The sequence below is a fragment of the Corallococcus sicarius genome, from assembly GCF_003611735.1.
Classification (GTDB): Bacteria; Myxococcota; Myxococcia; order Myxococcales; family Myxococcaceae; genus Corallococcus; species Corallococcus sicarius.
The window spans coordinates 1-14210 of sequence record NZ_RAWG01000250.1 but is presented as its reverse complement, the minus strand read 5'-3'; the positions used below and the strand labels follow the sequence as shown (position 1 = coordinate 14210).

9 protein-coding genes and 1 pseudogene are annotated in these 14210 nt (G+C 72.0%); 2 read left to right on the top strand and 8 right to left on the bottom strand.

Annotated elements, in window-relative coordinates:
- From D7X12_RS30135 to D7X12_RS30100, 8 genes are all read right to left on the bottom strand, one after another.
- The coding region (locus D7X12_RS30135) for a serine/threonine-protein kinase (RefSeq protein ID WP_147443847.1) at nt 1–2160 on the bottom strand (2160 nt) is incomplete at its 3' end.
- A gap of 125 nt (nt 2161–2285) precedes the next feature.
- Entirely contained in the window at nt 2286–5312 is a 3027-nt protein-coding gene (locus D7X12_RS30130; protein ID WP_244224862.1) for a DUF4215 domain-containing protein, read from the bottom strand.
- 33 nt (nt 5313–5345) lie between these two features.
- Nucleotides 5346–7118: an OmpA family protein gene (locus D7X12_RS30125; RefSeq protein ID WP_120628701.1), complete on the bottom strand. Its 1773-nt coding sequence runs from the start codon at nt 7116–7118 to the stop codon at nt 5346–5348.
- A gap of 248 nt (nt 7119–7366) precedes the next feature.
- Complete coding sequence (gene rnk / locus D7X12_RS30120; protein WP_120628700.1) at nt 7367–7783, bottom strand: nucleoside diphosphate kinase regulator; 417 nt, start codon at nt 7781–7783, stop codon at nt 7367–7369.
- A gap of 326 nt (nt 7784–8109) precedes the next feature.
- Complete coding sequence (locus tag D7X12_RS30115) at nt 8110–9186, bottom strand: NAD(P)H-dependent flavin oxidoreductase (protein WP_120628699.1); 1077 nt, start codon at nt 9184–9186, stop codon at nt 8110–8112.
- A gap of 66 nt (nt 9187–9252) precedes the next feature.
- On the bottom strand, nt 9253–10197 hold the full coding sequence (locus D7X12_RS30110) for a serine hydrolase (protein WP_120628704.1): 945 nt from the start codon (nt 10195–10197) through the stop codon (nt 9253–9255).
- Between the two features lie 21 nt (nt 10198–10218).
- Nucleotides 10219–11421 carry a DUF819 family protein gene (locus D7X12_RS30105; protein WP_279637250.1) on the bottom strand — a complete coding sequence of 401 codons (1203 nt, stop codon included), beginning with the start codon at nt 11419–11421 and terminating at the stop codon, nt 10219–10221.
- Entirely contained in the window at nt 11418–12449 is a 1032-nt protein-coding gene (locus D7X12_RS30100; RefSeq protein WP_120628698.1) for a dipeptide epimerase, read from the bottom strand. Before D7X12_RS30100 ends, D7X12_RS30105 begins: the two co-directional genes overlap by 4 nt.
- 100 nt (nt 12450–12549) lie before the next feature.
- On the opposite strand from D7X12_RS30100, the gene D7X12_RS30095 reads away from it, so the two are divergent.
- Nucleotides 12550–13944 (top strand): M20/M25/M40 family metallo-hydrolase, encoded by a 1395-nt coding sequence (locus tag D7X12_RS30095; protein WP_120628697.1) that lies wholly within the window; start codon nt 12550–12552, stop codon nt 13942–13944.
- A 67-nt stretch (nt 13945–14011) separates the two neighbouring features.
- Nucleotides 14012–14210: pseudogene (locus D7X12_RS30090) on the top strand (aspartyl/asparaginyl beta-hydroxylase domain-containing protein); the annotation flags it as partial.

The following is a 14210-nucleotide window of genomic DNA, read 5'->3' as shown; positions in this document are numbered from 1 at the left end:
CTCCCCGCCCTGGTTCGTGCGCTGCTCCGCGAGCCGGCGGTGGAAGCGCGCCACCAGCACCAGCGCGCGCGCATGGTCCGGCGCGGCGGCGAGCGCGTGTGACAGCGCCTTCAAGCCCCGCTCGTAGTGCGGCAGGACGTTCCCCTCGCCGTACAGCTCCATCACCATCGCGGCCAGCTCCAGCCGGCCCAGCACCGCGTGCACGCCCGGCTGGCTCTCCGCGGTGGCGACGGCGGCGGCGTACGCCTCACGGCTCAGGGACAGGTCCGCCTGCGAGCCCGCGCGGTCGCCCCCGTTCCAGCGCTGCATGGCGCGCGCGAGGAGGATGTCCCCGCGCAAGAGGGGCGCTTCGTAGAACCACGGCACCTGCATGCCGGGCGTGCCCAGCAGGGACAGGGCCTCCTCCGGCCGGTCCTCGTAGAAGGCGAACAGGGCCTTCACGAACGCGGGCGGCGCGGGGACGTCCGGCCCTTCCGCCTGACGCAGGTACACGAGCGCGGGGTCGCGGTAGCGCCGGTTCAACTCCTGGCGGCGGGCCTCGCGCTGCTCGGGCGCGCGGCGCTCCACGTCCAGCAGGAGCTGGTCGCGGTAGAGGTGGCCCAGCACCTGCGCCAGCGCCCACGCCACGCGGGGCTCGCGGTAGCCGTGCGTCCACGCGGCCTCCAGCTTCTGGCGGGCGCCATCCAGGTCGTCCAGCGCGAACAGCGCGCGGCCCAGCGCGTACTGCCCGGCGCCCTCCGCCTGCGTGCCCGCGCGCCGCACGTCCGCCTCCAGCGTGGCCATGCTCGCGCGCAGCGCCTGTCGGTCCTCGCGCGTGTCGTGCAGGCGCGACAGGGCGGAGTAGCGCACCGCGGACTCGATGCGCTCCACGCGCTCGGTGAAGGCGCGGGCCAACCGCTCCCGCTCGGATACCTGGGCGCGCGTGAGCGCCGCCTGTCCCAGCGCCCCGGCCACCACCACCACCACGCCCGTGCCCAGCATCAGGGCCGCGCGGTGCTTGCGGACCTTCTTGCGCAGCCAGTAGCGCGCGCCGTGCCGGGCCCGCACCGGCTCGCCGGCCAGGAAGCGCTGCAGGTCGTCGATGAGCGAGCGCACGGAGTCGTAGCGGAGGGGCCGCTCCTTCTCCAGGCACTTGAGGACGATGGCCTCCAGGTCCTCCGGGATGTTGGCGTCCAGCGCGCGCGGCGGCACCGGCGGCTGCGTCTGGAGCCGCGTGAGCACCTGCGTCTCGGTGTCGCCGGTGAAGGGGGGCTGCCCGGTGAGCAGCGCGTACAGCGTGCCGCCCAGGGCGTAGACGTCCGCGCGCCGGTCCAACCGGTGGCCCTCGCCCCGGGCCTGCTCGGGCGGCATGTAGTGCGGCGTGCCCAGCACCGCGTTGGGGTGGCCGCCCTCCTCGCGCCAGTCGCGCGCGAGGCCGAAGTCCATCACGAAGGGGTTGAAGCCTCCATCCTCCGTGCGCTCCACCAGGATGTTGCCGGGCTTCAGGTCGCGGTGGACGAGCCCCGCGCGGTGCGCCGCGTGCACGCCCTCCGCCGCCTGGGCGAGCACCAGCACCCGCTGCTCCAGCGTGAGCGAGTGGGAGAGCTGCCCCAACGACGGGCCCTCCACGTAGCGCATGGCGATGAAGGCCTGGCCGCGCACCTCGCCCACCTCGTAGACCTCGCACACGCGCTCGTGGCGCACGCGGGCCTGGGCCCGGGCCTCGGACAGGAAGCGGCGGGCCAGCTCCGGGTCCCCGTCCCGCACGAACTTGAGCGCCACGTTGCGGCGCAAGAGCGGATCATACGCCAGGAACACCGTGCCCATGCCGCCCTGGCCCAGGAAGCGCACCGGTTCGTACCGGTCCCATCCGGGCACCGGGAACGCGGGCGCACCGTCCGTGTCCACCGTCGCCGGGGGCGCCGTGGACAGCGTGGGGGCCTCCTGGATGGGCGCGGCACCACCCCGGTCCGTGCGCTCGCGGGCCAGGTCCTTCCGCAGGAGGTCCAGGGTGTTCTCCGTCAGCAACCCCCGCTCCTTCATCAACTCCAGGGGGCCGCGGTGCAGGCGGAGGGCCTCCTCGCGCAGGGCCGCCGCCTCGTCGGAGGACAGCAGCCCTTCGTCCAACGCGAGAAGGACCTCTTCCTCGTACAACTCTTGATGGCGGCCTGCCCCGTGCACGGACGGAGCATACGGGGGAAGGCCAGAAAATGCGGGAGCGCCGCCGGAAGGGCGCCGTGGGAGGGAGCGAGGGGGCGCTCCCGAAGGGGGAACGGCCGTCCCCCTCCGGCGGGCTCCGCGAACTGCTAGGAGGTGCGGCGCTGCTGCCTGCGGCGCAGCCCCAGGAGGCCCAGGAGGGCCAGCCACGAGGCGTCCGGCGCGGCGCTACAGCCACCGCCCGCGAAGGCACGCGTGCTCTGGGTCACCACCGTCCAGGTGTGCACCGCGGGCGAGGTATCCACGTTGCCTACCCCGTCCACCGCGCGCACGCGCAGGGTGTGGTCCCCCGGCCCGACGTCGTAGGTGTCCTCGCACGGGACGAAGTCGCCGCCGTCGAGGCTGCACTGGAACGTCACGCCCGCGTCCTGGGGCCCGTACTCGAACTCCGCGGACCTGTCGTTGGTGCGCGCGTCCGGTCCCCGGACGATGACGGTGTCGGGGGCCTGGGTGTCCACGGTGAAGGGCACGGTGTTGGACACGGGGCTGGTGCCGCCGCCACCGGGCAGCTCGGCGGTGGACGTCACCGCGTGCGGGCCTTCCGTCAGCGGGGTGGTGGGCACGCAGCTCCACGCGCCGGCCGCGTTGACGGTGGCGGTGCAGAGGACCGTGTCGCCCTCGCGCACCGTCACCCGGGTGCCGGGCTCGCCGGTGCCGGTGATGGGCGGGGTGGTGGTCGTCACCGTGGTGCCCGACGCGGGGCCGGTGATGACGGGGGCCGGAGCCACCGGGGGCACTTCCAGGGCGCACGTGGCCGAGCAGCCGTCGCCCGGGGTGGTGTTGGAGTCGTCGCACGTCTCGCCCGGCTCGCGCACGCCGTTGCCGCACACGGGCACCGGCACGCACTTCTGGGTGGAGAGGTCGCAGACCGCGTCGCAGACGTTGGAGGCGTTGCACGTCTCCCCCAACCCCAGCAGGCAGCGCGGCGAGCAGGTGTCGCCGTCCGCCAGGTTGCCGTCGTCGCACACCTCGGCGCCCGCGCGGACGCCATCACCGCACGTCGTCCCGCAGCGGCTGGGCTCACCCGCGCACGAGTAGCCCGCCTCCACGGCGCAGATGGTGTTGCAGCCGTCGTTGTTGGCGGCGTTGCCGTCGTCGCACGTCTCGCCCGCGTTGATGACGCCGTTGCCGCAGGTGTTGAAGCACTGGGTGCCCGGCGCGGGGCAGCTCCAACCCGGCTCCACCTGGCAGGTCGGGCTGCAGCCGTCACCCGGGGTGGTGTTCCCGGTGTCACAGGCCTCGGCGCCGGCGGTGATGCCATCGCCGCAGATGCTGACGCAGACGCTCGGCGTGCCCGAGCAGCTCCAGCCCGGCTCGACGCGGCAGCCGTTGGAGCAGCCGTCGCCCGACTCCATCTCGTCGTCGTCGCACGTCTCGCCCGTCTCGAAGGTGCCATTGCCGCAGGTGAAGGCGCACACGGAGGGGCCCGCGGCGGGCGCGGTGCAGGCATAGCCGCGCTCCACGCGGCACTCGGTGGAGCAGCCGTCGGTGGACGTCAGGTTGCCGTCGTCGCACTGCTCACCGGGGTTCACGGTGCCGTTGCCGCACGTCAGGGCGCAGGGCTGGCCCGGGGTGGGGCAGGAGGCGCCCAGCTCCAGGGTGCAGGCGTTGGAGCAGCCGTCGCCCAGATTGGTGTTGCCGTCGTCGCACAGCTCGCCAGCGTTGAGGACGCCGTTGCCGCACGTCAGGGCGCAGGTGGACGGGGCACCGTTGCACGTGTAGCCCTGCTCGATGCGGCACGACGCGGAGCAGCCGTCCGAGCTGAACGCGTTGCCGTCGTCGCACTGCTCGCCGGGGTTGACGGCCCCGTTGCCGCAGGTGAGCACGCAGGCGCTGCCCGGCGTGGGGCAGGCATGGCCCGCCTCCACGCGGCAGCTGGCGTTGCAGCCGTCGCCGGGCGCTAGGTTGCCGTCATCGCACTGCTCGCCGGGGTTCAGGTTGCCATTGCCGCACGTCTTCGCGCAGGCGCTGGGCGCACCGGCGCAGCCGTAGCCGGGCTCGATGCCGCAGCTGTTGCTGCAACCGTCGTTGTTGGCGGTGTTGCCGTCGTCGCACTCCTCGCGCAGGGAGATGGCGCCATCGCCGCAGCGGTCGTCATACGCATCCACGAACAGGTAGCGGAAGGCGTTCGGGGGCGAGGTCTCGTTCTGGTTGCACAGCTCGATGCGGTTGACGCCCGCCTGCCAGGGAGAGCTGGGGCCGAACTCGCGGAAGATGTTCTTCTGCCACGACTGGCCGGAGGGCTCGCTGACCGTGACGGGATTCACGGTCGTGCCGTTCACCTTCGCGCTGTCGAACTGGTTGTCATTGAAGGTGGCCAGGCGCAGGCGGAACTGCGAGATGGCCGTCGTCGAGGGCACCAGGAAGTCCTGGTACACGCACGTCGGGGTGCCCAGGGGCGCCGCCATGAAGCGCGCGGTCTGCATCTCCAGCGGCCAGTCCGTGGCGTTGCGCACGCCGGTGGTCGCGCCGGTGGCGGTGCCCGCGTAGAACCAGTGCGGATCCGCCACGATGCCTTCCAGGCGGCGGTTCTGCGCGTCCACGCCGGTGTTGAACACCGCCACACCCGCCCTCACGCAGCGGCTGGGGCTGCCCGCGCAGGCGAAGCCGGGCTCCACCTCGCACTGCCGGCTGCACCCGTCACCCTCGAAGCGGTTGCCGTCGTCGCAGACCTCCTGCGCGAAGGACGGGTACTGCTGGTTGTTGAACGTGCCGTTGCCACAGAGGGACAGGTCACACGTGGCCGTACAGCCGTTGGCACCGCTGACGGTGTCGCCGTCGTCGCACAGCTCGCCCGTGTTGGGGACGTTGTTGCCGCACAGGCTCGCGAGAGAGCAGGCGTTGCCGGGCACGTGACACAGGTAGCCGGCCTCCACCGTGCCGGTGGCCGTACAGCCGTCACCGGAGGTGGTGTTGCCGTCGTCACACTGCTCGCCGGGCTGGAGCCGGCCGTCGCCCACGAGCGCCGAGGACTGGCGCGCGAGGACGGGTTCGGGCGTGGAGGGAGTCGAGACGCTCGTCTCGCATCCGGTGAGGAGGAACAGGGAGCACAGGGCCGCGGCGGTGAAGCCCGCGCGCGCCGTGCGTGACGCCTGTCCCCGGAGGAGGGAATCCATGACGTTCATGAACATGAAGAGGGTGCCTTGCTTCTAAAGGGGGTTCGGAGTGGAGGAGGCAGGCGTCGTCTGCACGCCGTCGGCCTCTCCGACGATCTTGAATTCGACGCGGCGGTTCTTCGCGCGGCCGTCGGCCTTGGCGTTGTCCGCGATGGGCTGCTGGGGACCGAAGCCCTGGGCCTCCAGGCGCTCACGCTGCACGCTCTTGCCCACGAGGTAGTCCACCACCGCCTGGGCACGCCGCTGGGACAGCGACAGGTTGTAGTCGGCCTTGCCCTTGTCGTCGGTGTGGCCTTCCACGCGGATCTTCGCGATCTCCGGGTGGGAGACGAGGATGGCCGCGACCTTGTCCAGCACCGCGTTGCTGCGCTTCTGGATGATGGCCTGGTTGTTCTCGAAGAAGACGGCCTCCAGGATGGAGATGCGGTTCTGGCCCACGTCGATGCGCGCGAGCGGCGCTTCCTTGCAGCCGCCGTTGGCCACGGTGCCGGGCTCGTCCGGGCAGTTGTCCACCCGGTCCACGACCGTGTCGGCGTCGCGGTCAGGCTCCACGTCCGGGCAGCCGTCGTTGTCCTTGAAGCGGTTGACGGTCTCTGGCTCGCGCGGGCAGGCGTCCTTCGAATCGACGATGCCGTCCTTGTCGGTGTCGGGGTCGTCCGGGCAGCCGTCCTCGTCCTGGAAGCCGTTCTTGTTCTCCGCCTGGGCGGGGCACTTGTCCGCCAGGTTGGGGATGCCGTCCTTGTCGTCATCACCATCCGGGCAGCCCTGCAGCTCGGTGAGGCCGGCGACGGTCGGGCACTTGTCCACGCCGTTCTTCACGCCGTCGCGGTCCAGGTCCAGGTCGGGACACTCGGCCGTCACGTAGTTCTGTCCCTCGATACAGACGGGAGCGGCGGGCGCGGGAGGCGTCCCGAAGGCCACGCCCGCGAGCACGCGGAAGCGCGGCGTGCCCGGCGTCTGGCCAAAGCCCGGGCCACCCATGACGTAGAACTCCGCGCCATCCCCGGTGGGGACGCGCAGGCCCAGCAGGACCTCCAGCGAGCTGGGCGAGTCCTCCACGGGCAGCGTGCCGCGCACGAGCACTTCCTCGCGCAGGCCGAAGAGGCCGGCGGACACGTTGATGCCGCCGTTCAGCTCCGGGCCCATCTCATCCAGCGGGGGCTGCGTCTCCGGAGAGAGGGCATACGTCTTCGTGCGCACGAGCGCGCCCACGTCGGCGCCCACGCGGAAGGTGTTCGCCAGCCGCTTGCCCAGACCCAGGCGCGGGGAGAAGGTGAAGCCCTTCTCGTCACGGGTGAGGGCCTCCTTGCTGCCCAGGGGCAGCGCCGCGCCCAGGTGCAGGCCGAGGTCCAGCGGTCCGCCGCGGTCCTCGGAGAGGAACCCGACGCGGGCCTGGAGCCAGGGCGTGCCGAGCGCGCTCGTGGAAGGGGGGGCCACGCCCAGGGCGTTGGTCTCCGGGCCCCACTGGGACATGAAGGGAATCTGCGCGCCGACCTCCAACCAGTTGGTGAAGGAGTACGCGGCGCTCAGGTGCGCCGTGACGCGGTTGGAGATGATGACGCCCTGCCGCACGTCGTCCTCCACGAGGACGAGGGGGCGGTTCTCATAGTGCGCGGTGAGCCCGACGCGGAACTGCCCGGCGGGGAGCAGGTCTCCCGTGGACAGCACGAGGCTGTCGCGCGCGCCGGGGTTGAGCTGCAGGCGCTCCAGTTCGATGCCCGGAATCGGGGTGCTCTGGGCCTGGGCGCTGAAGGCGCAGAGGACGGCCAGTCCTCCGAGCCCAAGGTGATGCCTTCGTGCGAACAAGCGTTCCTCCACACTTCACACGCGGACGTAGAGACGTCAGCGACCCCTCGCGTGCGAGGGGCCCGGGCACAGTTGCACGCCCGGGGCCAGGAGATGTCGGAAGAACGACAGTGAGGAATCGCGCGGGGATGCATTCGCACCGGGAGGCGGGCACCGGGCGCTGACGCGTCAACGGGGACCCACTGACACACGGGGCCCGGCGGCTGACGCGTCAGCCGGGCCCCAAGCCTCGGGGGCCCGGCCAGGTGTCACAGGTGGAAGTGGCCCGCGGCCTCGGGCTGGTAGGGCACGGCGACGATGCGCAGGCGGCGGGTGCGGCCGTTGGGGAGGGGCCACTCCACGGTCTGGCCCACGGACAGGCCAATGAGCGCGCTGCCCACGGGGGCGAGGACGGAGATGCGGCCCGCGTCGCTGTTGGCGTCCTTCGGGTAGACGAGCGTCACCTCGCGCTTCTCCCCCGCCTCCTCGTCCTCGAAGACGACGGTGCTGTTCATCGTGACGACGTTCGCGGGGATGGTGGCGGAGGAGGTGACGACGGCGCGGGCCAGCTCCGACTCCAGCTGCTCCACGAGCTCCGCGTTGCGGGTGGAGCCGTACTGCTCCACGACGCGCTCCAGGCGCTGCAGGTCGGTGTCGGTGACGATGAGGGGGTGGTTGTGCGTCATGGGGACTGCCTCCTGGAGGGTGAAGCGAGGACGGCGCCACGTATTCCCGGAAAAAAGGGAGGGCGTGACGGCACGTCAGGTGAACGGGGGGTGAAGAGGACGCCGACCGTCGCGAGCTAAGCGGAGCGGGCGGCGTGGGCACTCAGCCAGGCGGTGGCTCGGCCATGCGCAGGCAGCGTCCGGCGCACGGAGATCCGGCGCGGAGCACGCTGCATGCTGGCTGTGAGCGAAACCGTCATCTGGACAGGGACCCGGGGCTGCGAACGCAGTGGAACCCTGAATGTAGCCGCCCCGCCCCCGATTGCAACCCGACCTCCGGGACGCTGTCAGCCGCGAGCCATCGCCAGCGCGGCCTCGGTCTCCGCCACCAGGGTGCGCACCAGGTCCGCCGCGGAGCCGTCGCGAGACAGGCCCACGCCCTGCCCTGCCCACAGCGCCATGTAGCGCGTGTCCCCCCGCTGCGACGCCGCGACCTTCAACGCCCGCGTGGCGCCGTGGAGCTGCGGGTACGGCAGCCAGGCGCCTGCCTCCTCCAACGTGGTGGTGAGCACGTTGGGAATGGCGCGCGCGGGCCGGCCGGTGAGCGCGCGGGTGATGCGCGACGACTCATCCCGGGCTTCACGCAACAGCTCGCGGTGCGCCGGCACCGTGCCGCACTCCTGGCACCGCAGGAACGCCGTGCCCAGCTGCACGCCCGCGGCGCCCAGCACCCGCGCCGCCGCGATGCCGCGTCCATCCATGATGCCGCCGCTGGCGATGACCGGCAGCCGCACCGCGTCCACCACCTGCGGCACCAGCGCCAGCGTCCCCACCATCCCCGCCTCGAACGCCCCCCCGAAGGAGCCCCGGTGTCCGCCGGCCTCCGAGCCCTGCGCGACAATCGCATCCACGCCCGCGGCCTCCAGCGCCAGGGCCTCGCGCACGTTGGTCGCCGTCCCAATGATGAAGATGCCGCGCGCGCGGACCTCCTTCAGCACCGCCACGGGTGGAATGCCAAACGTGAAGCTGAACACGGTGGGCGCCACCTCCAGCACCGCCTCCACCTGCTGCATGAAGTCCGGCAGGGGAGCCTCCGCCACCTGCGGCTCGGGCAGTCCCAGCTCCGCGTGGAAGCGCTCCAGCAACGCCAGCACGGGCTTGGGGTCGGCGGGAGGTACCGAGGCCCGGGGCGCGAAGAGGTTGATGGCATACGGCCGCGACGTGCGGGCGCGCACCGCCTTCGCCTGGCTGCGGATGGCCTCCGGTGGGGCGTCAGCGGCACCCAGGGAGCCCAGCCCTCCTGCGTCCGCCACCGCGGCGGCCAGCTCGGGAGGCGACAGGCCGCCCGCCATGGGTGCCTGGATGATGGGGTGCTGCGCGCCGAGTCGCTCGGCGAACCTGCGCCATGCCTGGGGGTCCATCATCGGGTCACCTCGCGGTGGGGATAACGTGAGGCCCGACTCCTGGATTGAGAAGGATGAGCCCTCTCGTCATTCGCAGTCGTAGTTCGGCGCGGGCGCCCCAGGCGCCAGCACGACAGGGGCCGGGCCGCCCGCCTTCGCCAGGGCGTCGCCACAATCCAACGTCGGGTCCTTCGACAGATATCGGTAGAGGACGCATGACGCGCGCTCCACGACGAACGCCTGCCTGGGCCAGTCCGGCCCGCGCGAGGTGAGGATGGCCACCGCGTACCGGCCGCCGTCCGGCAGCGTCACGTAGCCCATCTCGTTGAGCACGTTGTAGCGCGCATCATCCGAGCAGCACCCCGGGGGCAGCCAGCCGCCCTTGTGCTGGAGCGAGGCGCGGGCACTCGGAGGCAGCCGCGTCCCCAGCCAGCCCCCGCACCCCTCGCGGGGCGTCAATTCCATCCACTTCATCAGCTGCGCACCACGCTCCCGCCCCAGCAGCATCCGCTGGTCCACCGAGCGCAGGAAGGACACCGCGTCGTTCGCGCAGAAATAGTTGTCGTTCTGCATCGCCCTCGGTGAGTTCGTCGCCTGGCGCGGCTTGCCGTAGTTCCACTTCGTCAGCGCGCTGTGCTCCAACCCGAACTCATGGAGAAAGCGATTGATGGAATCCGGCCCGCCCACCAGGTCGATGATCTCCCCGGACGCCTCGTTGTCCGAGGTGCGGAACACCTTCTCCGCGAGCGGCGCCACCTCCTCCAACTCCCGCTTCCCGAGCGCCGCCGCCACCCAGAACACCTTCGCGGAGCTGGCGGAGATGTGCGGCTCCAGCCCCTTGAAGCTCGCGGACTCGCCCGTGCGCAGGTCCGTCACCGCCAGCGCCAGGTCCGTGCCGGGGGACAGCTGCGCCGCCTCACTCGCCAGCGCGTCCACCACGCCCTGCAACGACTCACGGGGCGGCGCCGCGTCCGGCTTCGTCGCACACGCGCTCAATGACAGCAGCCACGCCCAGGCCAGGACCTTCCGCATCCGCGACTCCTTCTCCACCCGTCAGTGGATCAGCCGGTACACCTGCTCCAGCATCAACGCCGTCACCAGTCCGCAGTACGTGCCCAGCACGTACCCCAGCACCGCGAGCAGCACGCCCACCGGGGCCAGCGCGGGATGGAAGGCCGCCGCCACCACGGACGCGGAGGCCGTGCCGCCCACGTTCGCCTGCGAGCCCACCGCCGCGAAGAACACCGGCGCCTTCAGCCATCGCCGCGCGCCCATCGTCACGCCCGCGTGGATGGCCATCCACACCGCCCCCACCGCCACCAGCGCGGGCGCGTCCCACAGCCGCCGGAACTCCGCCTGCGCGCCAATCGTCGCCACCAGCAAGTACAGGAACAGCGACCCCAGGCGGCTGGCCCCCGCGCCCTCCAGCTTGCGCACCGGCGTGAACGACAGCACCACGCCCACCGTCGTCACCAGCAGCACCACCCAGGTGAAGCCCGTGACGATGCTGCCCAGGTCCGGCAGCACCTTCGCGAGCGCCGTGCACACCACCGTCACCCCGAACGCCACCGCCAGCATCGACAGCAGGTCAGGCAGGGTCGCGGGCCGGGCGGACGCCGCCTGGAGCAGGGCGGACTCCTCGCGCACCCGGTCCAGCGCCGCGCGGTCCGCGCCGATGCGCGCATCCATCGCCTTCTCGCGCCCGGCGAAGGACAGCAGCACCGCCGTCCACACGTTGGACACGCCCACGTCCACCACCACCAACATGCTCAACGTGCTGTCCAGCGCGCCCACGCTCTGGCCAATGGCCACGAAGTTCGCGCTGCCACCAATCCAGGAGCCGCTGAGCGCCGCGAGCCCCTTCCACGTCTGCTCTCCCAGCTCCGCCGGCACCAGCCACCCCAGCGCGAGGTACGCGATGGGCCCGCCCACCATGATGCCCACCGTGCCCGCCAGGAACACGCCCACCGCGTTCCTGCCCAGCCGCGCGATGGCCGGCAGGTCCACCGACAGCACCAGCAACACCAGACTCGCCGGCAGCAGGTACACGCGCGTGAAGCGGTACAGCTCCGACTGCGTGGGGATGACGCCCAGGTTCGACAGCAGCGTGGGCACGAAGTACGCGAACACCAGCAGCGGCACGACGTTGAAGAACCGCTCCACGGCGGGGTAGCGCTGCAACGCATACAACCCGGCCAGCACCGCGAGCAGCACGGCGAGCACCGCCATCGGATCCTGGATGAGCGGCGGCGTCACGGCGCCGCCCGGGGCTCCACGCCCAGGCCCGGGCCGTCGCCCAACTGGATGCGGCCCGCCACCACCGGGTGCGCGCGGTACGGGTCGTCCGCGAGCAGCAGGTTGCCGTCCAGGTCCACCCAGTCCACCAGCGGCGCCAGGTGCGCGCCCGCCGCGATGCCGAGCCCCGTCTCCACCATGCAGCCCAGCATCACCTTGAGGCCGCACGCGCGCGCCGTCTCGATGATGCGCAGGGCCTCGCGGATGCCGCCGCTCTTCTGCAGCTTCACGTTGATGCCGTGGAAGCCCTCCGCCAGCTTCGGCACGTCCGACGCCTTCGTCAGCGACTCGTCCGCCACCAGCGGCAGCGGCGAGCGCGCGCGCAGCCACTTCGCGCCCTCCACGTCCGCGGCCGGCAGCGGCTGCTCCACCAGCTCCACGCCCTGGGTGGAGAGCCACTGGATGTGCGCCAGCGCCTCCTCCGGCTTCCAGCCCTCGTTCGCATCCACGCGGATGGCCTGGGAGGTCAGCGCGCGCACCGTGCTGAACACCTGGCGGTCGTCCTGACCGGAGCCCAGCTTCACCTTGAGCACGGGGAAGTCCGCCGCCTCGCGCACCTTCACCGCGAGCACCTCCGGCACGTCGATGCCAATGGACATGGACGTCACCGGCTGGCGAGTCGGGTCCACGCCGAGCATCCGGTACAGCGGCACGCCCATCATCTTGCCCGCCAGGTCATGCAGCGCCAGGTCCACCGCCGCCTTCGCCGCGGGGTTGTCCGGCAGCGCCGCGTCCAGCGCCTCGGACACGTCGCGGAAGCAGCGCAGGTCGCGGCCCTCCAGCACCGGGGCCAACTTGTGGAGCGCGGCCTCCACCGACTCCCAGGACTCGCCGTAGCGCACGTTGGGCGCGGCCTCGCCGTACCCCACGTGACCTCCGGAGCGCAGCTCCACGAAGACGTTGCGCTTCACCGTGCTCGTGCCCCGGGAGATGGTCCAGGCGTGGCGCAGCGGCAACTCCACGGTGCGAAAACTCAGGGGCGACGACATGGACGGGGTTCCTCCTCCAGGGTTCCCTCCCTTAACACGGCGCTCCCTGTAAACACCGCTTCCATTGCCTTCCGGGAGCCAAGGCGCGAGCCTTGCCGCCATGCGTTTCCTGCCCCTCCTCGCCGTCCTGTTCGCGCTCGGATCCAGCCACGCCGCGTCATCGCGTCCCGCGCCGAAGGACGAGCTGCGGGCGCTGCTCGCGGAGCTGATCGCGGCGGACACGTCCAACCCGCCCGGCAACGAGACGGCCGCGGCGCAGGTGGCGGCGCGCTGGCTGCGCGAGGCAGGCATCGAGTCGGAGCTCATCGAGCCGTCGCCCGGGCGCGGAAATCTCCTGGTGCGGCTGAAGGGCACGGGCAAGGGAAGGCCGCTGCTCGTGCTCGCGCACCTGGACACGGTGCCGGCGGTGCGTGCCGAGTGGGCCACGGATCCGTGGAAGCTCACGGAGAAGGACGGCCTGCTCTACGGACGGGGCGTGCAGGACAACAAGGGCATGGCGGCGGCGAGCATCCTCGCGCTGCGCCGGCTGAAGCAGGAGGGCGGCAACCGTTCGCGCGACATCCTCCTGTACCTGGGCGCGGATGAAGAGGTGGGCTCCGGGCAGGGGTTGGATTGGATGATGGAGCACCGCCCGGAGTTGAAGGAGGCGGAGTTCGCGCTCAACGAGGGCGGCCTCACGGAGCTGTCCCCGGACCGCAAGACGGTGCGCTTCGTGGCGCTCCAGGCCGCGGAGCGCGTGTCGCGCAACGTGACGCTCAAGGCCACCGGGCCCGGAGGCCACTCCTCCGCGCCGCCCGTGGACGCAGGGCCGCTGGTGCGCGTGGCCGCGGCGGTGGCGCGCGTGGGTGCGCTTACCTTCCCGCCCCACCTGACGCCCGCGGCGCGGCTCCACATCCTGGGCCGTGCGCCCACGACGCCGGGGGAGTTGGGGGACGCGCTGCGCCGCATCGCCGCCGCGCCGGACGCGCCGCCGCAGGACGCGGTGGACACGGTGGCGAGGCTGGAGCCCGCGCTGGGCGCCGTGCTGCGCACCACCTGCGTGCCTACCGTCTTCAACGCGGGCACGCGCTCCAACGTCATCCCCGCCACCGCCGAGGCCACCGTCAATTGCCGCCTGTTGCCGGACGCGGACGCGAAGGCCGTGCGCGAGCGCATCGTCGCCGCCGTGAATGACAAGGACATCCAGGTGGAGATGGACGTGTCGCCGCCGGACTCGCCGATGTCGCCCGTGGGGGACAACGCGATGTTCCGCGCGGTGAAGGCCGCCGCCGCGAAGGTGTGGCCCAAGGCCCCGGTGATTCCGCGCCAGTCCACCGGCACCACCGAGTCCGCCACGCTGCGCAGGGCCGGCATCCACGCCTACGGCATCGACCTCTTCGCCCTCACGCCCGAGGATGCGCGCACCGCCCACGCGCCCAACGAGCGCGTGCCCGTGGCCTCGCTCCAGCCCGGCGCCGAGTTCGTCTACCTCACGCTGAAGCACCTGACGCGCTGACGCGTCCTTCCGTGACCTGGACGGTGCGCGCACTGGCGCGCTATGGCTTCTGCTTCAAGGAGAGGCCATGTCCGAAGCGTCGCCCGAGGAGATCACCGCGCAGGTGCGCCAGCGCATCGTCGAGCTGGCCATGCAGGGCGGCTACTTCGACACCGTCCTTCGCGCGGGCAGCGAGCTGGCACGCCTCCAGGAATACCTGCGGATGCTCGCCGGACAGGTGCCCCTGCCTCCCGCGACGCCCGGGCAGTCCCCCACCATCTTCCCCC